We start from the raw sequence: 20,431 nt of genomic DNA, 5'->3' as shown, positions 1-20,431 counted from the left end.
CCGTCAGCCTTTGGCTGGCGCAGTGGCCGTTATAATCCCTCATGCCCGGCGTTAGCCAGGCAACTTTCGACCAGAAAAACAGCGAAATCACACGGATGATTAATTGAATGATTACCGAAAGAAACTTATTCTGTTCGCCGTAAAAAAACAGTAAGCGGTCAACGGCACTCTGCTAATGTCCGAAGGCTGGGGTTGTTACGGTCCATCGGTGCATTCTCATTTTGATATAGAGCACCTACCCGTTGGGCTAAGCTGTGCTAACCTTCCGGTCTCAGAATCGCCATTCGGGGAGAATATGAACAACGTTTTTGACGAAAAAATGACGGACATCATCATCGGTGAGATGGTGACGCAGCTACTGAATGAGGATGCGGCTATCTCGTGGAGCATTCTCCTTGAGAGGCTGCAACAGTTTCTGGACATCGAGCGGGATGAAACCCGGCTCAGAGCGGCTTTGCGGGCGATGGATGAGATACGCGCCGAAATGCTGTTACATCCGGCCGAGAACAACGGGGTTGAACCTCATCCGGCAAATCTTCATCAGCTTCACTAAGTATTGAGCAACACGGCTGGACATTCCGTTTACGCGTTGTGAGTGGTCTACCGTCTGAACGACAATTTATAATATCGAAACAATGACAGTAATAATCCAGAAGCCACTGCTCTGGCGGATAACCGCCCCATGAGCGACGAGACCGCCAATGAAGATATCTATACCCTGATTGGCAGGATAGTTACCCATCTGCTCAGGCCAGATGGGGAAATACACCTGCAGGACATACTCAGTTCGTTGCACCACTTCAGCCAGCAAAGTTCCGATAAAGGTGAAAAGCGAGCCTGCGAGGAAGCCATCCGTTTGCTCTCCAGACAGCTCCACTGAGAGACAGTCACTCAGCTCTCTGCCGGGTGTTACCTTAAATCGCCAGGCCCGCTAACGCCTCAGAACAAAACGCGATTTTTTGCCCTTATGCCTGTTCTTCCTGAGAGCACGTGCGGCCGACCACAATCTCAAGGCAACTCCGCAATACATCCAGCTGTACAACATCTTCTGTACTCTCCAGCTCGGCAATCAGATTGATAATAATGGCCTTGCTGGTCACTTTTTGTCCCTGAATGACAATATTACGGATCACTGCATCCAGCACTGCACTTTCAGCCTCAAGTTTATCGCCCGCACCGCGAAAGAGGCGCATAATTTCCGCTTCGGTCGTGCTTTGCTGAGTGTCGATGGTGTTCTGCATGATGCTCTTCTTAATCAATGTCAATTTAGTGGACACGTGGTAATGCCGCGAAGCGGGCAGAAATACAGACGTGTCTGTCCTGGGTAGTGATGATTGCACTACGCATAGTAAAAAAGTTTTTTGAAAAGGCGTGAGACGAGCCTTAATGCTTGCGACTGTTGTCCGGTACGCTTTGACCGAATGCAAGCGCCGCAGAATCAACGGGATCACGCGCGGAGGCAAACTCGCTCTGCACTTCAGCAAGCACCTTTTCAATGGCCTCTTGCCGCCCGGCATCCGTTTCATCTCTGAGCATAGACTTTAGCCTGTTAGCCAGGGTTGCACCGCTGATTCTGTCATTGCTGTCCAGTAGCGCAATCACCGCCTCGCCCATGATGTGCTCAGTCAATTTCTCAAGTTTGTCTTTCAGCATACCCGCACCTCTGATGACATTGTGCCCATACAACCGGGCAAACCAGCCTCAAACGCTCAGGCTTCTAATGACCTGCTAATTTGGCCGATCAGATTGATGCTGCGAGACGTTATTACCCTTTAACGCAACGCGGCACGAATCTCAGCGGTCAAAAAGCATGCCGATAAGTTTCTGGTAATGCTGCTCTTCTTGAGGCCCGGTCGACTGGCTAAGGCGACGGATCAGCGCGCTGCAAATGGCCTTACGGTTAAGGCTTTTACCTGCATGCAGGATCTCAAGAATGACCTGACCCAGCGTCTCTTTTTCAGAAGGCTGCGTGTCATTGCCGAAGTAGCGCGCAATGTCACGGACGGTATTTGTAGTGGTTTCGTTCTGATGCATGCTAAACCCCCAGATGTGAAATTGAGTGAACTATAACCAAGCCTTGTCCACTAAACTTATACAACATCTGGAAAATTGTACAGGAATTCCGTTTATTCCCTGCGCTGAGAATTGTGCATAAAGTGCTATGCCCTGTATAACAATTACTTGCGTGAGTATCAGATTCTTAACCTTTAGAACGTTACCCACTCTTTAACAGGCAAAGACTGTCTTAGACATTTCTGTTTCATGTCGCAAGGTGAACCTTGTACAAGTCTCTGGCAGCGAAGCTATCTGTCATCGTCCTCATCCGAACGGAATCGGATGACATCATCATTGCGCTTCGCGTTTTCATTCTGGTTCGCCGACATAAGCCACCTCAGACTCGCATTGGGGCGGGCATGCGACTGCCTGAACTGTTTCAGCCAGCTACGGGCAGCAAAAATCTCTGCCAGTCTGTTGTCACAGGTTTCCTCTTCGGCCATCTGGTTGAGCTCTGTGATGAGCGTATCAAAACTTATTTCTTTCTCACCAAGAGCCAGGCTGACCACGGCTTCACCAAGAATGACGTGCTCTTTCTCATCGTCATGAAATAACACTGTATCCTCCTGCTTTATAAATTACATCGTTACTACATAAGCTATTTTAGTGACCCGAGGCCAGATGACAAAAATATTTCCTGGCCATCAGAACAATATTTTACAAGTGCGAATATCTTATATTTTAAATGCTTTTTTTAACCTGATGAAAAACAATCATTTTGTGGGTTAATTTACATACTAAAATCCTGTAAAAGACTATTCTTAAAGCGCAGCCTGGCTGAAAATGGTCGAACCAGGCCTGACGCTGCAAGGCTTGCGGGTCGGTGGTCATTAACGTCTCGACATCTTTAAAGAGGCAATCTGCGCAACATTTAACCCTATAACCTGCCTTATTTTATGATTTTCATCTGATAATTTCACTTGTCACTTTTTAAGCGCCCGCTTATCACAGCTTATAAAACCACACTCAATGCAGTGTTGTTTTTTTACTGATGCAGAAGACAGGATTTATTGCGGATAACATTTCCCGACGAGGTGACCAGCCCAATTTCCCCCTCCTGCAACGTTCAAAAAATCAGGCAGGTTTCGCGGTGAGTTTGGAAAACAAATATGCGCGGGTATGCCGGTATTCGTGTTTCTCAGCGGCGTGCAGACATTGTCACACCGGGCCCAGAGAAAGTAAGCCAAACGGCACAGATTTTTGTTAGGGCACGATCGGTAATACTGCTGTACAGCAGCCCCCAGGATCGGTTAACTTGCGCACAACTCTTCCTACTTTACTCAAGGGAACACTATGCGCCAGAACGGTTTACCACCTTCGGGGAAAACCAGCAGTCTGGCCCACTATTTCAGCCAGATTGATCATCCCCACCAGCTCGAAACGCTGGGCAGGATAGCGGTTGAAATACTTCGCGAGAATAAGCCCGTCAGTCGACGGATCATCTGTCTTAAGCTCATCGGTTATCTTGAAAAAGCCACCTGTGAGGAAGACGCTTTGCATTATCGTGAACTACTGGCCATGCTATTCAGTCAATAACACCTGCTAAACCGTGCTTCCATCAATGAGCACGTCAAACCCAACACCGCCCTCTACGTAACATCACGTCGGAATCCGTCTCTCCCTCGCTGCGCTCTGCTGTAAAGCACAGTGCGAGTAGCGGTTTTCAGATGCGCTACGGAGGGCGAGCTCCCCCCTTACGCTTTACGACAAAATGCAAACCCCCTGACGCCGACAAAAAAAATGCCCGCACCTCGTTAAAGGGTCGGGCCGGAGTTCTCAGGGAAATCCTAAATGACTTCCAAACAGCGTTTTTAAATTAGTTCACCATCTGAATTGTCGCCAGTCGAAATTGGACAAATTTTTTCTGTACCTGAAATACGTCTCTAATTTTTTGCTGATAAGTGCCGTCTGACAGTAAGAATTAAGCTTCATATCACATTTTTGCAAAGTCTTATCGGGCCGGTTCCATGTTCTGCCTGGCGAGCCGATAAGGGTAATGTGAGTTGATTATCACAATGATTGTCCTGACCACATGTTGCTTACTTCGGCACCCTTGCGGTGCCGTTTTTTTGTCATGCGTAGGGTCAATAAGTGCCTGACGGGGTTTGCCAGGCACAGTGAAACGCTATCCCTGGCGGGAACACGGCGAAGGCTTAATTCAACGGAGATAGAGTTGTTCAAACCGGGGTGCGCTGACCGGAGAGCCCGTCTGATTCCCCTGCAAAACGTCGCATTCAGCCGCGCAAATCAACGCGTGCTGTGCGTCGTTCTCAATGCCCTCGGCGGCCACCGTAATCCCCATATTTTTAGCCAGTGACGCGATAGCGTTGATTAACAGCCGGGTTTTGTTGCTCTTCTCCAGTTGCAGAGTCAGTGATTTATCAATCTTAAGCCCCGCGACGCAGCGATGTTGTAACAGGCTCATTGAGGCAAGGCTTCGGCCAAAGTGATCAACGATCAATAATGCTCCCGTCGCCTGAATGGCTTCTAAAACCTGCGATTTGATGTCCACAGTATTGGTCAGCAAGGGTTCGTCCACTTCCAGGTCGATAAAACCTGCGTCATCGCCGGCACACTGACGGATCACCTCTTCAAGGCCAGCCTCCATTAGCTGGCGCGGAAACAGGTTAATACTGACCCGCAGGGACAGATTTTGCGCACGCCACTGCTTAACCTGACTGACGGCAGACTGAACAATCCACGTCCCCAGAGTAATGGACAAAGGGCTTTTAATCAGCATATCGATGAAATCAGCGGGAAACAGCAGGCCCCGCGCCGGATGCATCCAGCGTACCAGGGCTTCACAGCCGATTAACTCGCCATTCTGGGCATCAAACCGCGGTTGATAATGCAGAACAAACTGCTGCTGGCGAACGGCGGCTTCCAGCTCACGTTCAAACCGACGCCGCCCCAGTTCCGCCTCACGAAACTCAGACTTAAACAGCACTGACTGGCCTTTGCCGCTTGCCTTAGCCCGGTACAACGCCAGATCGGCTGCTGACATCACCGATGAGGTATCCGTCGCGTGATGGGGAAAACTGGCCACCCCGGTGCTGGCACCGACCGCTATAGTCGAATCCATGTAATGAAAAGGCGTCTGAATCGCGGCGGTGAGTTGCTGGGCAATCTTCATCGCCTCATCGCTACCGCAGGGCAGTAAAACGATAAACTCATCGCCCCCCAGACGAGCGGCGGCGATAGCCTGAGTGCAGACAGCGCGGATTTGCTCAGCCACATGGCAAAGCAATGCATCACCAGCCGCATGACCGCGGGTATCGTTAACGTCTTTGAAACTGTCTAAATCTGTCATCAGCAGCGTATAAGGTACGCCTGATTCAGTTAGCTTGCTGAGCTGCGTCATGAAGGCGCTTCGGCTGGCAAGCCGTGTCAGCATGTCCAGTGAGGCCAACTCGCACAGACGGGCTTCGCTCTCGTAACGAAGCGTCACATCCCGAATGATCATACCGATGTAACGCTCAATGCCCTCCCGCCAGCCGGAAAAAGAGACTTCCGCCGGAAACTCTTCCCCATTGCACCGCTTGCCCCAGATCTGCAAGGTACGCGGCGCTGAGATAGCCGCCTCTTCATGTTCAAGGCGCTCAAGCTCATTGCGGTAATCCGTCTGGCAGCGCTCTGGAATGAGTCCGGCAACGTATTTACCCGCCATCTCTTCAGCATCATAGCCAAACATGTTGGTCGCCGCAGGGTTCCAGAAGGTAATCCCCCGATTCAAATCCGTACAGATAATGGCATCGGGCGAGGTTATCGAGATGGCTTCGAGGCGCTGCTGACTGGCATGACGCAGCACCTCCATACGATGAACTTCCATGCGATCCATGACCAGTGCGGCAAGATCGGTCAGATTCTGACGGTCGGTCGTACTCATCGCGGGGCGTGGATGATTATCGGTCAGACAGAGCGTACCAATGCGATGCCCGTCCGGCGTAATCAGCGGCACACCCGCATAGAACCGGATAAAAGGATAACCCTGCACCAGCGGGCTGTTTGCGAAACGGGGATCGTCGAGCGCATTGGGAACGCAAAGGATATCGTCACTTTCGAGCGTGTGGTGGCAGAACGCGACGCTTCGCGAGGTTTCTGTGATTTGCAAACCATAACGCGACTTAAAAAACTGCCGTTTTTCATCAATCAGCGACACAAATGCGACCGGCACGCTGAACAGTCTGGCCGCCAGGATAGTCAGTCGATCAAAGGCTTCATTGGGCGGCGTATCCATCAGATGGTACTGGGCAAGCGCACGCAAGCGTGCGACTTCACAGCCGCTTTCAGTTGAGTGCTTCAGAGTTTGTCCTCCTGAGGTCATATACTGTGGCCGGGCATCTCACAGTAAAAAGAGGACGCCTGCAATCAGACAGAACCAGGTAACGCACTACACATCAACCTGAAGCCGCAACATAGGTCCGCCTGTACAGCATAATGTCTGAGATCAGAAACCTGTACTGATAACGACATCTACTCTTACATAGTGCCCGATGTTGCAATTATCGTCCGTTCAGGAGCGAACTTCATAGCTAAAACCGTGTTTACGCTTTCAAAGGGTAAAAATCGTCATTTTTTCTGTTGCGGCACCAGTTCGTAATGGGGATGGCGCCCTGCAAGCAGCAGCAGAAGCTCATACTCCCCCTGACTCAGCAGGGCGACCTTGGCGGTGGCCTCTTTGGTTTGCCATGCCCGCAAACTCAGGTCGAAGCGTTCGGCAGCCCCTTCCTGCGACAGGCCAGCGGCAATCCGCAGTTCACGCACGTTATTCTGGACGGTAACGGGCCGTCGGACGATTGAATTTCCCAAACCAGGCTCCCTGTGGATAAAGTAGGGTAACAGGTCGTCAGCCGATCCCTTCGGTGTCCGCTGACACATCTGTCTGCAACCGTTGCAGCACACATTTCATAAGGATTTTTAATCTTATCTGTTGAAATGTCAAACAGGGGGCAGCTCGTCTGTAGGGATTATTTATCTCTAAAAGGAGGGTCAGTTCAGCCCGGCTTATTTTGATTAAGCGAAACGCCTTTATATTTAACTGGCTCAAAATTTTGGTTTTTATTCTGTGTTGTTATTATGTAAGTAAATATTTATCACGGAATGCTCTATTTAATGCAAACAAAAAACCCCGCATCCAATACGGGGTTTTAAAAGGCATCGCGGCAGGTTAGCGCGTTTATAAGGTATCAGGTTGTTCCCAGTCCCTTAATATCTTATGAGACAGGCACGAATTAACGGCCAAACGCGACCCACGCATCATCATCTTTGGTCGGTGCAGAGACGATGTGACGCTTCGCCGGTGCTGGCGTGACTGGGGAAAACTGAGCTGGGGACGTCGCGGGTAGCGTAAACCGCGTGATCACGCTGGTCAGCGTTTCCGTCTGATTATTCATGCTCTCTGCTGAAGCCGATATCTTATGAACCAGCGTGCTGTTTTGCTGCGTCACACGGTCAATCTCGGCAACGGCGATCGTCACCTGAGAAAGGCCCTTGCTTTGCTCTTCGGATGCCAGCGCTATCTGGCTAATCAGCTCGTTAACGCTGCTCACGCTCTGCAGGACCTCTTCCATCGTGCTGCCGGCGCTGTCGGCTGCTCCGCGCCCTTCACCAATGCGCGCGACCGTGTCCGCAATCAGCCCTTCTATCTCTTTCGCCGCTTCGGCACTGCGCTGGGCCAGCGACCGAACTTCGCTGGCAACAACCGCAAAGCCACGCCCCTGTTCCCCGGCACGTGCGGCCTCAACCGCGGCGTTGAGGGCCAAAATGTTGGTCTGGAACGCGATGCCATTAATAGTGGCAGTAAACTGGCGGATTTTTTCAGCCCCCACGGCAAGTCCCGTCATCGCGGTCACTACCGTTTTAACCAGCTGCTCGCCTTTCTGCGTTGTCTGGGCTGTTATACCTGCCAGCTCACGCGCTTCACGACTGTTTTCAGCATTGTGCCGAACGGTGGCCGTCAGTTGCTCCATGCTGGCAGCCGTCTCCTCCAGCGCCGCTGCCTGGGTGGCCGTTCGGTTCGACAGGTCAGCATTCCCTTTCGCAATATCTCCCGCTTCAAAGTTCAAAACAGAGGCGTTATCGCGAATAGCCAGAACGGTATTTAACAAACTTTGTTGCATTTCTTTTAATAAAGGAACCATTTGCCCGACACAATTCCTGCCAAGATCTTCGGGTTCACGGGTCAGATCACCTTCGGCAATCACGCGGAAGTGAGCGCGCAGTTTCGCGACCGGTCGCACCAGGTGCACCACCAGATAACGGTCGCAAAAGAGCAGCAGCGCGGTGACGGCGGCCAGCGTCACCAGAAAGAGATCGACCAGCTTCTGATGCTCATTGCGCAGCGGTGCCTGATCAGCGGAAAGCTGCTGTTCAAGTGCCGTAAGCCGTTCCTGAGCCGCTGCGGGATAATCCTGAGGCGCGCTGGTGAGTGCGGTACGATACCGCTGCCAGTCAGCCTCTGCCGGTGCCTGGGCGGCGATGTCTGCATGCGTAGCCGTTGCGTTAGCCTGCACCTGCAAGCTGGCGCGATTAAGAAAAACCAGCTGCTGAGTCAGGCTGTTACTGCGGCTGGCCTGATGGTCGATTTCATTGATGATGAACGATCCATATGCGCCTGCTAACGCGATAATCATGACAGCAGCGATAAGGATCCAGAGGACAACGCGTCTGATTGTAAAATTTTTTAGAATATTCATGGTATTTCCCCGGTGTGGCGACGTAAAAAAAGCTAAAATAAAATATTCACGGCTAATAGTTGCGAGCAAAACAATAGCGCGCTACTCTTATCTGAGTATTGTGGCAGCGTTATTGAAAAAATAAAAATCAAAAATTGATTAAATGTATGCATCGTCGATAACTAATAAATTCATTAAAGAAAATAAAAAGAGACATAAAACCAGAACGCGCCTATTATTTACCGAGAAAAAAACTATTTTTTATTTTCCTTTCGCCGAGTCCGGCCTCATTCCGGTGTTTTTATTCGACATTTTTTCTTTTTAATTTCGCGCCGTGAGCAATCCGGAGCGGAGGACACACATGCTTATGAATCTCGACGGCGATCATGAACGCCGCACGCGTGCCCTTGAGGCCCTTCGCTACCCCGATGAAAGTCGGGATGATGTGCTGAGAAAATTCGTCAGGCTTGCCAGTCAGGCGCTGAATATTCCCGGAAGCTTTATTTCGGTCATTGATGACGAATTCCAGTACATTCGTGCCTCACACAACTTCAAGCTGGAGCGCTCCTCCCGCGAGGACTCCCTTTGCCGCTACGCGGTAGACAGCGATGCTGCGGTGGTGGTGCCAGACACGTTTCTGGACAACCGGTTCGCGGCACATCCGCTGATCATTGGTGCCCCCTTTATTCGTTTTTATGCGGGCGTACCGCTTAAAAACCGCGATGGCATTAATCTGGGCACGCTGTGTGTGACCGATATTCAGCCGCATCCTTTCACCCCGGCACAAATCACGACGCTGACACTGCTGTCATCACTGGTGATGTCATTTCTGGAAGCGTGGCATTCTGCAGGATTTATCGATCCGGTGACGAATCTGCCAAATCGTCAGCGCCTGATCCGCGACATGCATTATCTGGCGGCTGCCGGTGACACCACGCTGCGTCGCCTGGTCCTGATTGACTGTATAGATATGCCCCGTGCCTATGAACTGGCCCGTTCAATGGGCATGGCCCCGGTCGAAAGCCTGCTTAAAGATGTTGCGACACTGCTGCCTTTACGCCTGCGTCCTGCACCCAGCGATATTCTTTACACCGTGGCGACTGGACGTTTTGCCGTGCTGACCCGGGCGGACAGCCGCATCAGTGCTAACTGGGTGGCCTGCCAGATGGCGGGCATCAGTGCGGATTTGGGTGAAGGCCTCTCGGTGGGGCTGAGTACACACACCGGTGAAGTCGATTTTGTCTCCGGCATTTTCCCCCCTCACGAAACGCTGCGTCAGGCAGTCAGTGCCTTGCATGAAGCCATCGATCGGGGATTGCCCTCTTTACGCTTTAGCGAGGCCACCGACAACAAACGTACCCAGGACTTCACCCTGGTAAACGATCTGGCAAGGGCGTTGCGGGAAAATAGCGGCCTGTATTTGGTTTACCAACCCAAAATTTGCTTACAAAGCGGCAAGCCTATTGGGCTGGAGGCGCTGATTCGCTGGCGCCATCCCGTACACGGTGAACTCTCCCCTGCCTCATTTATTCCGCTGGCCGAGCAGACAGAGATACTCACGAGCCTGACCACCTGGGTCATAGACAACGTGATTACACGCCTGAAACGTCTGCGCAATAGCTGTATCCAGTTGCCGATCACGATTAACGTTAGTGAGCGTGATTTCTCGATTGATGGCTTTGCGGACGTGCTGGAAGAGAGAATGTTAAAGGCGAAACTTCCCACGTCGCTGTTGGGAATTGAGTGCCTGGAAACAGAGCGCATTGTGGAAAGCCCTTCCGCCATGCGCGGACTTGAAATGCTTAAACTGCGCGGCTTCGGTATTTCTCTTGATGATTTTGGCACCGGCTACAGCAATATCAGCTATCTTCGCCGTATGCCGCTGGACGTGATTAAACTGGACAGGTCGTTGATCAGTGAGCTGTCGTCAGATACGGCGTCACGCATCATCGCCCGCAACATCATCGCCATGCTGAAAGAGCTGGATTATGTCGTGCTGGCTGAAGGCGTAGAATGCGTCGATACCGTCGAGGCATTAACAGAATATGGTTGTGACCAGGCGCAGGGCTTTTTCTACTCCCGGCCGCTGGCAGACAGTGAACTGGATCACTGGCTGCACTGGAAACTGCGTGAGATGTGCTGATACACGGCGCGCAGGCTTATCCGGCCGGATAGCGAGAGATCGCGCCCTCGTGGCTTATCATCACCCGATTACGGCCATCCCCTTTGGCCGCATACAACGCTTCGTCTGCCCGTCTTAACAGGGCGTCTTTGTCCTCCGTTTCACTTAGCGTCGCGACGCCGAGAGAGACAGTCATCGCACTGATAAACGGAAATGACGTTTTGCTGACGGCTTCACGGATGCGTTCCGCCATCGCGGCCGCGTCGTTCAGTGCCGTACCGGGAAGCAGCAAAATAAACTCCTCCCCCCCAAAACGGCTTATCACATCCAGCGTGCGGCATCGCTTACGCAACAACCCTGCCAGGCTTACCAGAACCTCGTCTCCCGCATCATGCCCGTAGCGATCGTTGATCTTTTTGAAGTGATCGATATCAATAGCGATGGCGCTTTGCACAGGCTCTTCGCTGTGCTGCGCCGCCTGAATATAAAAGCCGCGCCGGTTATTCAGTCCGGTCAGCGGATCGGTCATGGCTTTATCATTCAGGTCGGCAACGTGCCCGGCGACCGCCCGACGATGCTGCTGAACCGCCTCTCTCAACCTGTCCGCTTCGTTATACCAGGTGTTAACCGATGAGAGCAGCTCCGGGCTGGCATCGCTACCACCATCGCGCACCATTCCGGCCAGTTTTTCCAGCGGATAAGAGATGCGCGTCGCCAGAAAGGCCATACAGGTTGCGGTGAGCACGATAACACCGAGGATAAACCAGAACGCGCTCCTGGCCGTGTGCGCCATCAGGCTACCCACGGTTTCTGAGGTGCCTGACATAAAAATATTCCAGTCGGTTTTTTGCAGGCTGGCATAGCCGATGAGGTATTTTTTGCCCTCCTCCTGAATCATTAACTGACCACTCGTGGTTGAGGCCAGCCGCTTTTGCAACTGTGGGCTTAGCGCCATGCGTTTGCCAACCTGGGCTGGATCGTGACTGAAAATAACGGAGCCGTCATCGCTGACAATACTCACCGAGGTGCCATCCCCGTAATAATGCTGGCTCAGCACGTCACTCAACATGCTCTGTTTCTTCAGGTAGATGGTTCCACAGATAAAACCAAGATAACGTCCATCCGCTGCAAACAGGGGCTGTGACAGCAGCACGACGTAATTGCCTGAAGGGGAGTTGAAAGGCGAGGAAATAAAGGGCTTACGGAACGTAATAGCCTGCTCTGTCTGCGGAGTGTCTACTTTCACGCCCACGAGGCTGAGGCTTTCAGGCGAAACGGAAGCGATAACGGCATGACGGTCAACAACAGCGACCGAATTAAAAAAGCCGGACTGCTGCAGTAAACGCGTGGTTTCGCGATGCAGCCTGTTCAGATCGTTGAGATCGGTGATCTGATTAGCACTCCAGGCCAGTTCGCGCTGAGCAATGGTCAGGTAATGATCGGTCGTATCCGCCAGCTTGCGCGCGTAGGCGATGTTACTGTCTAACAACGACTCTTCAATATTGCTCTTTTGAAAAATAAACAGCGCGCCCAACAGCAGACCTGAAGTCAGTATGACGCTTCCAATGGATAACGCGGTAAGGAGCGTTCGTAGATGTATTTTTCTGCGATACATATTGGGTTGCGCTGAGGATGAGTTAGTCAAATTTTAACCGCCGCAGCGCCAGACAAACGCGAGAATAAACGCCTGTTTACTTGTCTTTCATACTGAATGACGTTACGCATTGCTGTAAAAGCAGCCTGATACTCTTTTTTTTGCGTTGTGCAGCATTTAGGCGCCGTGAAGGTGTAATCTGGGCCAGCGGTTACCCGGGCGTTTTTGGGTTTACCCTTGCCAGGCATTCCAGCCGGATAACGCCTCTGGCGGCGGCGCAAAGCCTTTCGTGATAAGCGGAATCATCCGATCACGGCACGGTTGCCTGTGCTTTTCTCTGCGCTAATAATGTTCAACACCTACACAGACTCTGAGGAAGACCATGATGAAAAGCGCTGTTCTTAGCATGCTGGCCAAAATTTCAAAAATGGATGCTGAAACGAAAGAACTGGTTGCTCAGACAGAAGCGCAGTCGCTGTTGCTCAGCGCGTTGACGCTGACCGTGGGCAAAAGCGGCGGTGTCGAAGAGCTGATTTCAGCGATCAGTCAGGCCATCAATACGGTTCTGGAGTCCTCTGACGGCCTGATTAAATCCGATGCGGAGCTTCTGCTGACCAAATTTCAGGAGCAGTTAACGCTGACCCGGCTGGTGGATGAGGAGTCAAAAGAGTTTCTGAAAAGCGTTCCTCAAAAATCGCTTCCCTCCGTCTCCGGTAATGAAAAAATTACCGACTGCTAGCCATCGCCTCTGAGGGCGATGCGTTAAGCGCGTCTGTCTGTCTTTTATCGTCACGCCTGTGGTAGGGTATTTATTTGCCTGTACGTGGATAAGGTTCGATGAAAAAACAGCGAGTTGGCATCGTGTTCGGTGGCAAATCCTCTGAGCATGAAGTGTCATTGCAGTCGGCTAAGAATATTGTTGATGCGATTGATAAAACCCGGTTTGAGGTTGTGCTGCTGGGGATTGATAAGCAAGGCCAGTGGCATCTTAATGATGCCTCAAACTTTCTGCTGAATGCGGAAAATCCGTCGCTGATTGCCTTGAACCGCACGGCAAAACAGGTCGCACTCATCCCCGGCGAACCCCAAAACCAGATCATTGACCGAAAGGACGCCCATCCGCTGTCGCAGCTCGACGTGATTTTTCCCGTGGTTCACGGCACGCAAGGCGAAGACGGTTCCCTGCAGGGTTTGCTGCGCATGGCTTCGCTCCCCTTCGTTGGCTCGGACGTGCTGGGCTCTGCCGTCAGCATGGATAAAGACGTCACAAAACGCCTGCTGCGGGATGCCGGTTTAAAGGTTGCCCCCTGGCTGAGCGTGACGCAGGCGCAGATGAACAATCTGGACATCGAAGCCGTTATCGCACGCTTTGGACTCCCGCTTTTTATCAAGCCAGCGAATCAGGGATCGTCCGTTGGCGTCAGTAAGGTCACCACCGCTGCAGCGTTTCGTGCGGCGCTGGAGCTGGCGTTTAGGTTTGACAATAAGGTTCTGATTGAAAAAGGGATTAAAGGTCGCGAGATCGAGTGCGCCGTGCTGGGCAACGATTACCCAGAGGCCAGCCCCTGCGGCGAAGTCGTGGTGAGCGATGCCTTTTATTCCTATGACACCAAGTACATTAGCGAAACCGGCGCACACACGGTGATTCCGGCGGACATTCCTGCGGCTGTCGATGAGGCGATTCGTGAGGTGGCGCTCACCGCCTTCACCGCGCTGTCCTGTTTTGGTCTGGCCCGTGTTGACGTGTTCTATACCGAAGACGGTGAGATTATCGTGAATGAGGTGAATACCTTACCCGGCTTCACCAACATCAGCATGTATCCTAAGCTGTGGCAGGCGGCAGGTCTGAGCTATCAGGATCTGATTACCCGCCTGATTGAGCTGGCACTTGAACGTCATCAACAGAACGCGTCGCTCAAAACCAGCGTTAATTAATCGCCACCAGCGGCCTGCTCAGGCAACGTCGCTGGTCATCTCACTGCGCGCATTGCCGGGTGAGGTCTGATTGCGGCCGTTTCGCTTAGAGATATAAAGGTTTTTATCCGCGGCAGAGATCAAACGATTAACCGTTTCGGCCCACTCCACACCGGGTTGCGCCTGGCCGTATGCCAGCCCCAGGCTGACGGTGACGGTGACCGCGTTGCCATGCAGTAAGAATTTCTCTTTAACGATGCTCTGACGAATGCCTTCAGCCAGTGAATAAATCATTTCCGGCGAGAGGTCGAACTGCACAATCACAAACTCCTCTCCGCCAAAGCGGCAGATATGGCCGTGGTTGCCCACCAGCGGCGAAATGCGCCGCGCGATCTCTTCCAGTACCCTGTCGCCCGCATCATGGCCAAAATTGTCATTGACCGATTTAAAGTAGTCCACATCCAGCAGGATCACCCCAACCTGACGTTGCTCAGAACAGGCTTCATTGCGGAGATGTTCATACAGCCCCGAACGCGACAGGAGCTGGGTCAGAAAATCGTAGTCCGCACGTAGCGCCAGACGTTCATTGAGCTGGCGAATCGCATCCATGCTTACTGCCACAATTAACGGACTCAGGGCGATCGTGGCTACGCCGAGGCGCGCTGAGGTCAGATGGCTGATGGGCAGCAGACTGTTATCGCCCTGAATATTCATCACACCGTGAGAAACCAAAATAATTTGGCTAATCCCGGTTATCAGGGTGATCAGGCTGGTCAGCGGCACAGGCAACACGATGGCACACCAGATCAGGGCTGGCACCGGTAAGGTAAGGCTGCCCGCCCCGCCCATTAACGCCCCGGCGACCAGTGACAGCACGACGGCAATTAACGGGACAATTTTGCCCATCTGCAGCCGCCGGGCTGAAATCCTCACGCGCCAGCTTGAGGTTAACAGAAACGGCAGCAGCATGAGTCCGGTCGAAAACTGCTCGCTGAACCAGTTCATCCACGCATCGGCAAATTCGGCATTTATGCTGCCGACCTGCGCCAGGCCGCCCCAGGTGGCGCAACCGAACGCCGCCAGCAGGCAAGCCGGAAAAATGCGCATGGCGTTAGCGATACGCTCGCTGCTGGAGTCGTGCTGATACTGCCGCCCCATCACCACGACGCAAATCAGGATAAACAGAATATTGGCAACGTTCAGTGTGAACGCCGGTAAGGTCCAGCCTGAAAACACCGCGTCGTTAAATACCATGGCGCTGAAACAAACAAGATAAAAACGGGTGCGATGAAGAAAGGGATAGCGCAGCATCATACCGGCAATAAAGGCGTTAACCGGCCAGAACAGGGATAAGTCATGGGGAATACGCAGATGTCCGCCGACAAAACAGAACATCAGAGTAATCATAAACAGCCAGAGGGCACTTTTTTTAGCATTGTGCTCTTCAAACAGCTTAACGCGCATACGTCTGGACCTTGTCACAAAGAGGCTTACCATCACGCCGCTTACGGGGTATATGGCGTTATGATTATTTAACCCTGAATCTTGTCTGCGCCATTCAAAGAAAAGCACCCTTAAATGAACGAACGTTAGCGATTTGAAGCCCGTTACTGGGTATAAGCATGCACGCAGAGATCCCCATTCATTATGTCTTACAAATAAAAAAATCGGATATCCGAGATATCCGATTTTTCACGTTTTGTCTGACTGTTTTGGTCTGAACGGTTATTTCACCGCCACCGGCCATTGACTCAGACGGATTCCCCGCTTATCCGCATTCTCACCAAAATCCTTCAGGACGGCTTTGACGTCCGGATCGATGTATTCTGCATTATCGTTATCGACGATTACCACGCTATTTTCGGGTATTTTATCAAGCAGCCCCTGCAGTTTAGGATTGTGCATAAACGTCAGATTTTGCTGGAAACGTAAAACGTAGTGGTCGTCATAACGTGTAAGCTGCAATGCGTTACGGTGGCTCTTGCAGATGCTGTAAAGGATCTGGGTGGCAATACCGATACCGATACCGACCAGCATCCCCAGCGTAATAATCCCGATAATCGTGGCCAGGAACGGTACGTACTGTTGCGCGCCCATGCGGAACTGCTCAATAAACAGACGGGGTGCGGCCAGCTTGTAGCCGGTGTACAGCAGCACCGCCGCGAGGCTGGCGAGCGGGATAGCATTCAGCATTTCACTGAACCACATTCCGCAAATCAGCAGCATGACGCCATGCAGCAAAATGGACAGTTTAGTTTGTGCGCCAGCGTTGACGTTAGCCGAACTCCGTACGATCACCGCCGTAATGGGCATAGCACCAAGGAAGCCGGCCGTCAGGTTACCTATGCCCTGGGCAAACATTTCTCTGTTGGGTGACGGCGCTGGGGTTTGCGGCCGCAGCTTTTTCAGGGCTTCCTGGCTTAACAACGTTTCCAGACTCGCCACCAGCGCCAGGGTCAGGGCCACGACCCAGACCTGTGGATTTTTCCATGCCATCCAGTCCGGGGTTTCCAGCTCCGCCATCATCGCGGAAACGCTGTCAAAAGCGGGCAGTGAAATGCGCGGTAAGGCACCGGTGAGTTCAGGGAACAGTCGCGCGCCTGCAACGGTCACCACACAGCCAAACAGCACGGCGAACAAGGGGCCAGGTATCCATGCCAGTGCCTTGATTCGTTTAATGGGTCCGGTTGTCCATACAAACAGAATGAACAAGCCCACTAAAGAAACCAGCAGGGCGGACAGCGAGAATGTCATTTCCCCGTTGACCAGCGACACTAACTTCACGCTGCCGCCCGCGCCCAGCGCGACCGGTATCTGCTGCATAATCAGCAGCAACCCAATCGCCGCCAGCATGCCCTTGATGACGCTGCCGGGCACCAGGGCGATGAAACGCCCGGCGCGTAACAGGCCAAACAGACATTGCAGCACCCCGGCGATAATCAGGGCGGTCAGAAACGCGGAGAAGCTGCCCAGCGTCGCCATAGAGGCCACGACGATGGTCACCAGGCCCGCGGCCGGTCCGCTGACCGCAAAACGTGAAGGGCTCAGGGAGGTCACGAGTATCCCGCCAATCACCCCCGTCAATAAACCGGCAAACGGCGGTAGTCCGCTGGCCTGTGCGATGCCCAGGCAGAGCGGCAGTGCGACCAGAAACACAACCAGCCCTGCCGGCACATCGCGGCGTAATGTATCCAAATTCATGGTGAAGACTCCTCTGCAGATTGCTGAATCAACTCTTTAAGATGACCCGATTGCAGGTCGTAAACACAGCCAAACACGTCCAGTTCCTGACCAGACTGCCAGGCCTGCCGTACCGGTTCGGCCGCCACCAGATTGGCAAACTGCACCAAAACATTGGCCTCAACCAGACGATTCAGTTTCTCGCTTTCCGTCTCCTGCCTGGCTTCGCTGTGAAGATGACTCGCTAACCCACGCCGCAGAAAAGTAATACGCCGTGCCAGTGCCGAATCCTCAGTGGCCAGCGGGCTGTCGGGCAGCGATAAGGCCGCCTGAACGCCTCCGCAGCCGTAGTGACCGCTCAGCACGATTCGCTTTACCCCAAGGTAAAAAACGGCATATTGCAGCACGCTTAGCAGGTTATCGTCCTCTGCCACGACCATATTGGCGATATTACGGTGAACAAACAGTTCACCGGGATGCGATCCCGTTAATACCTCCGCCGGTACCCGACTGTCTGAACAGCCTATCCATAATGAATGCGGTTTTTGCTGATATAAGGATTTTTCAAAATAGGCGGGGTTACGCTGGCGGCGCTGAAGTGCCCAACTGCGATTTTTCGCTAATAAGGGTTTAAGTGTCGTCACAATCATCTTCTCTCTACGACCGGGAACAGGACGTTCTGGCTGACCACGGAGTGAACCCGCTCACTTAATATCCGCGAATGGGTTACGAAACCTGAAGCTCATCACATTAAAAGGTTATAGCTGCTTATCATTATCAATGCACACGGAATATTTCAGCCCAGAAAAACAGGGCGTTTTATGTAAGCACTTATTCAACAAACGTCATGGTTACGTAAATAAAATTAAGAGGTCATACCACTGAGACATCTAGTTACTTTAATTATTTATCATTAAAATCATTTAGTTAAATATTTATCAGGAAAAGCAAAACTGACAAATAAATACAAAACGCTTTCCGGGCGAGAATGAAAAAAAACAGAGGTCGCGCATCAGACCAGGATTACTCTTAAATGCAGAATTTATGAATAGCACAATCCACCGCCTTTATTCGAATTAGGCAGTTAAATGAACTTTGTTAAAGGGAATATTAAAGCAAGAGATGGTTAATTTAATTTGCATGAGAATAGTGACGACAGTAAGTAAATGCCCACAGCGATGTAAAAAGAGCCTACTCATTGCAGGCTCTCTGTATTGACACATTATTTACCGTTCCAGGCCCTCAGACGCGCTTCACGGACGGAGAGCTGCTGTTCAGGCGTCAGTTTATTGTAATTCTCGGCCATCCCGCTCTCCCAGTCGCCGTAGAGCGGGTTCGGCAACACAATGAACTGTGTACCAAACTGTGCATGGTTACGCTCAACAAACGCCTGGCGCTGTGCATTCCCCTGATGCCAGGTTGCCCCACCAAAATCGTTCAGGTTGTCACCGATATACAACACCACGTTGTAGCCCGCATTTTTGATTGCATCGAAACGTGCCTGTTTGTTTGATGAGTCCGTTTTCAGGCTCACCGTTTTTTCGCTCACGCCGCTAAAACCAAGCTGTTCAAGGTTAGCCACCGTCGCAGCGTAATCTTTCTGATCGCGGTTGGAGACATAGAATACGGTGCCGCCATGGCTGTTGACATAACGGGCAAACTCCACCGCGCCGGGAACGGCTCTGGCCTGACGCGCCTGGGTCCAGGCTGACCAGGTTTTATCGCTGAAAGGCTGTCCATTTTTTGCCTGCCAGGCACTGTAGGCGCTGTTATCGAGCATGGTTTCATCTAAATCGACGATGACCGCTTTAGGCTTGCCGGTCAGCGAAGCCGATTGATCAAAGGCCAGACGGGCGCTGTTAAATGCCTGCCAGCTGAGCGCCTGATATTCGCCGGACTGCTGGAACCAGTCTAACGCCAGCACCGATTGCTGCCCCAGTTGCTGCTGTGCCTGCTGCCGGGCAGGTTGCGCACAGCCCGCCAGCGCCAGCACAACCATGGCTGACAGCGCGACATTCACTGAATTTTTCATCGTTTCATCCTAAGGTGTGAAAGATTTGAGTGGGTAACGCTTCAAAAATGTAGCAGTTAACGTAAGCTGAGGGCAGCAGATTGCACGCTGACCTGACAGGAGAAGAGGATGTCCGCCATGCCGCGTTCGCCATTACTTGATGCACTCGACTGGGTCGATTACGCTTTTCAGCCCGCAGGTGAGCCGCCGCCCGAGGATGCGGCCTATGGTCATCAGCGCCACAGCGCCGTGGTCGTCACCGATATCCATAATTTCCCCCCTAAAAGCTGTGATGCAGATGGCGTGATTGCCACCGGACACCGCCCCGTCGCCGTGTACACGGCCGACTGTTTACCCGTATTGTTTGCCGACCGGCAAGAGAGACAGGTGGCCGCCGTGCATGCCGGCCTGCAGGGCACGCTGGCCGGGGTGCTGTACCGCGCCGTGGAGCAACTCTGTGAACGCGGCGCAACGCCCCAGAGCCTGACCGTGGCGATTGGCCCGGCGCTGGCGCCCTGCTGTTTTGAGCTTGATCGGCAACGCCTGGCAGATATTGAGCGGTTGCCAGGTATCCCCCTGCCGCTGCGCTATCACGAGCAGCAGCCTCGTAATCCGTACGCACTGCGCCCCCAGGCCGTTGCCACCCAGGCAGGCATCTGGTTCGATTTACCGCAGCTGGCTAAGCAGATGCTGGTCAATACAGGCATACCGGCAGCACAAATCGACCTGATTCCTCTGTGTACTTACTGCGCCACCGAATCTGGCTCCAGCTACCGTTTCAATACCCATCACGGCAGCGGCTATCGTTCGCGCTATTCCTGGATTCGCCGCCGCTGAATTCCACTGAGTCTGCTCTTTTGCGGCGTGTTTAAGGGGCGGAC

19 protein-coding genes are annotated in these 20,431 nt (G+C 52.5%); 7 read left to right on the top strand and 12 right to left on the bottom strand.

Features of this window, described 5'->3' with window-relative positions:
• Positions 1-295 precede the first annotated feature (295 nt).
• Both QLG08_RS05650 and QLG08_RS05645 read left to right on the top strand, forming a co-directional pair.
• Entirely contained in the window at positions 296-553 is a 258-nt protein-coding gene (locus QLG08_RS05650; RefSeq protein ID WP_015699470.1) for a hypothetical protein, read from the top strand.
• A gap of 129 nt (positions 554-682) precedes the next feature.
• Complete coding sequence (locus QLG08_RS05645) at positions 683-880, top strand: hypothetical protein (protein WP_071887032.1); 198 nt, start codon at positions 683-685, stop codon at positions 878-880.
• A gap of 85 nt (positions 881-965) precedes the next feature.
• Here QLG08_RS05645 and QLG08_RS05640 read toward each other — a convergent pair whose 3' ends face one another.
• From QLG08_RS05640 to QLG08_RS05625, 4 genes are all read right to left on the bottom strand, one after another.
• Entirely contained in the window at positions 966-1,241 is a 276-nt protein-coding gene (locus tag QLG08_RS05640) for a biofilm development regulator YmgB/AriR family protein (protein ID WP_014604950.1), read from the bottom strand.
• 142 nt (positions 1,242-1,383) lie between these two features.
• Positions 1,384-1,653: a hypothetical protein gene (locus QLG08_RS05635; RefSeq protein WP_014604949.1), complete on the bottom strand. Its 270-nt coding sequence runs from the start codon at positions 1,651-1,653 to the stop codon at positions 1,384-1,386.
• Positions 1,654-1,794: 141 nt separating this feature from the next.
• On the bottom strand, positions 1,795-2,034 hold the full coding sequence (gene ycgZ / locus QLG08_RS05630; RefSeq protein WP_014604948.1) for a regulatory protein YcgZ: 240 nt from the start codon (positions 2,032-2,034) through the stop codon (positions 1,795-1,797).
• 269 nt (positions 2,035-2,303) lie between these two features.
• A complete protein-coding gene (locus QLG08_RS05625; RefSeq protein ID WP_015699467.1) occupies positions 2,304-2,612 on the bottom strand; it encodes a hypothetical protein in 309 nt (102 codons plus the stop codon).
• Positions 2,613-3,348: 736 nt separating this feature from the next.
• Between QLG08_RS05625 and QLG08_RS05620 the strand changes: the two genes are divergently transcribed.
• Positions 3,349-3,591, top strand: a complete 243-nt coding sequence (locus QLG08_RS05620; RefSeq protein ID WP_014594670.1) for a hypothetical protein — start codon at positions 3,349-3,351, stop codon at positions 3,589-3,591.
• Positions 3,592-4,213: 622 nt separating this feature from the next.
• Here QLG08_RS05620 and QLG08_RS05615 read toward each other — a convergent pair.
• The 3 genes from QLG08_RS05615 to QLG08_RS05605 all read right to left on the bottom strand — a co-directional run bounded on the left by QLG08_RS05615 (position 4,214) and on the right by QLG08_RS05605 (position 8,750).
• Positions 4,214-6,379: an EAL domain-containing protein gene (locus QLG08_RS05615; protein ID WP_072138329.1), complete on the bottom strand. Its 2,166-nt coding sequence runs from the start codon at positions 6,377-6,379 to the stop codon at positions 4,214-4,216.
• A gap of 245 nt (positions 6,380-6,624) precedes the next feature.
• The gene (locus tag QLG08_RS05610; protein WP_014604946.1) at positions 6,625-6,864 is read right to left on the bottom strand and encodes a hypothetical protein; all 240 of its coding nucleotides are present in this window, start codon (positions 6,862-6,864) and stop codon (positions 6,625-6,627) included.
• Between the two features lie 422 nt (positions 6,865-7,286).
• Entirely contained in the window at positions 7,287-8,750 is a 1,464-nt protein-coding gene (locus QLG08_RS05605) for a methyl-accepting chemotaxis protein (protein ID WP_110015320.1), read from the bottom strand.
• 340 nt (positions 8,751-9,090) lie between these two features.
• On the opposite strand from QLG08_RS05605, the gene QLG08_RS05600 reads away from it, so the two are divergent.
• The gene (locus tag QLG08_RS05600) at positions 9,091-10,872 is read left to right on the top strand and encodes a GGDEF and EAL domain-containing protein (protein WP_014604945.1); all 1,782 of its coding nucleotides are present in this window, start codon (positions 9,091-9,093) and stop codon (positions 10,870-10,872) included.
• Between the two features lie 16 nt (positions 10,873-10,888).
• Here the strand turns inward: QLG08_RS05600 and QLG08_RS05595 are convergent, their stop codons facing one another.
• On the bottom strand, positions 10,889-12,466 hold the full coding sequence (locus QLG08_RS05595) for a sensor domain-containing diguanylate cyclase (RefSeq protein ID WP_014604944.1): 1,578 nt from the start codon (positions 12,464-12,466) through the stop codon (positions 10,889-10,891).
• A 364-nt stretch (positions 12,467-12,830) separates the two neighbouring features.
• Here QLG08_RS05595 and iraP point away from each other — a divergent pair, with 364 nt between their 5' ends.
• Both iraP and ddlA read left to right on the top strand, forming a co-directional pair.
• Complete coding sequence (gene iraP / locus QLG08_RS05590; RefSeq protein WP_022622436.1) at positions 12,831-13,184, top strand: anti-adapter protein IraP; 354 nt, start codon at positions 12,831-12,833, stop codon at positions 13,182-13,184.
• Positions 13,185-13,282: 98 nt separating this feature from the next.
• A complete protein-coding gene (gene ddlA / locus QLG08_RS05585) occupies positions 13,283-14,380 on the top strand; it encodes a D-alanine--D-alanine ligase (RefSeq protein ID WP_019104881.1) in 1,098 nt (365 codons plus the stop codon).
• A gap of 18 nt (positions 14,381-14,398) precedes the next feature.
• On the opposite strand, the gene QLG08_RS05580 is transcribed toward ddlA, so the two are convergent.
• The 4 genes from QLG08_RS05580 to QLG08_RS05565 all read right to left on the bottom strand — a co-directional run bounded on the left by QLG08_RS05580 (position 14,399) and on the right by QLG08_RS05565 (position 19,571).
• Positions 14,399-15,823 (bottom strand): GGDEF domain-containing protein, encoded by a 1,425-nt coding sequence (locus QLG08_RS05580; RefSeq protein ID WP_014604943.1) that lies wholly within the window; start codon positions 15,821-15,823, stop codon positions 14,399-14,401.
• Positions 15,824-16,084: 261 nt separating this feature from the next.
• The gene (locus tag QLG08_RS05575; protein ID WP_282472831.1) at positions 16,085-17,560 is read right to left on the bottom strand and encodes a SulP family inorganic anion transporter; all 1,476 of its coding nucleotides are present in this window, start codon (positions 17,558-17,560) and stop codon (positions 16,085-16,087) included.
• Positions 17,557-18,189, bottom strand: coding sequence for a carbonic anhydrase (locus tag QLG08_RS05570; RefSeq protein WP_014604942.1), 633 nt, complete (start codon positions 18,187-18,189; stop codon positions 17,557-17,559). The genes QLG08_RS05575 and QLG08_RS05570 overlap by 4 nt, the downstream gene beginning before the upstream one ends.
• A gap of 572 nt (positions 18,190-18,761) precedes the next feature.
• Positions 18,762-19,571, bottom strand: coding sequence for a 5'-nucleotidase, lipoprotein e(P4) family (locus QLG08_RS05565; RefSeq protein WP_013027315.1), 810 nt, complete (start codon positions 19,569-19,571; stop codon positions 18,762-18,764).
• Between the two features lie 108 nt (positions 19,572-19,679).
• Here QLG08_RS05565 and QLG08_RS05560 point away from each other — a divergent pair, with 108 nt between their 5' ends.
• Positions 19,680-20,387, top strand: a complete 708-nt coding sequence (locus QLG08_RS05560) for a polyphenol oxidase family protein (protein WP_014604941.1) — start codon at positions 19,680-19,682, stop codon at positions 20,385-20,387.
• Positions 20,388-20,431 lie beyond the last annotated feature (44 nt).

Source organism: Pantoea sp. V106_11, assembly GCF_029967885.1.
Classification (GTDB): domain Bacteria; phylum Pseudomonadota; class Gammaproteobacteria; order Enterobacterales; family Enterobacteriaceae; genus Pantoea; species Pantoea ananatis.
This window is presented reverse-complemented; position numbering and strand designations above follow the sequence as displayed.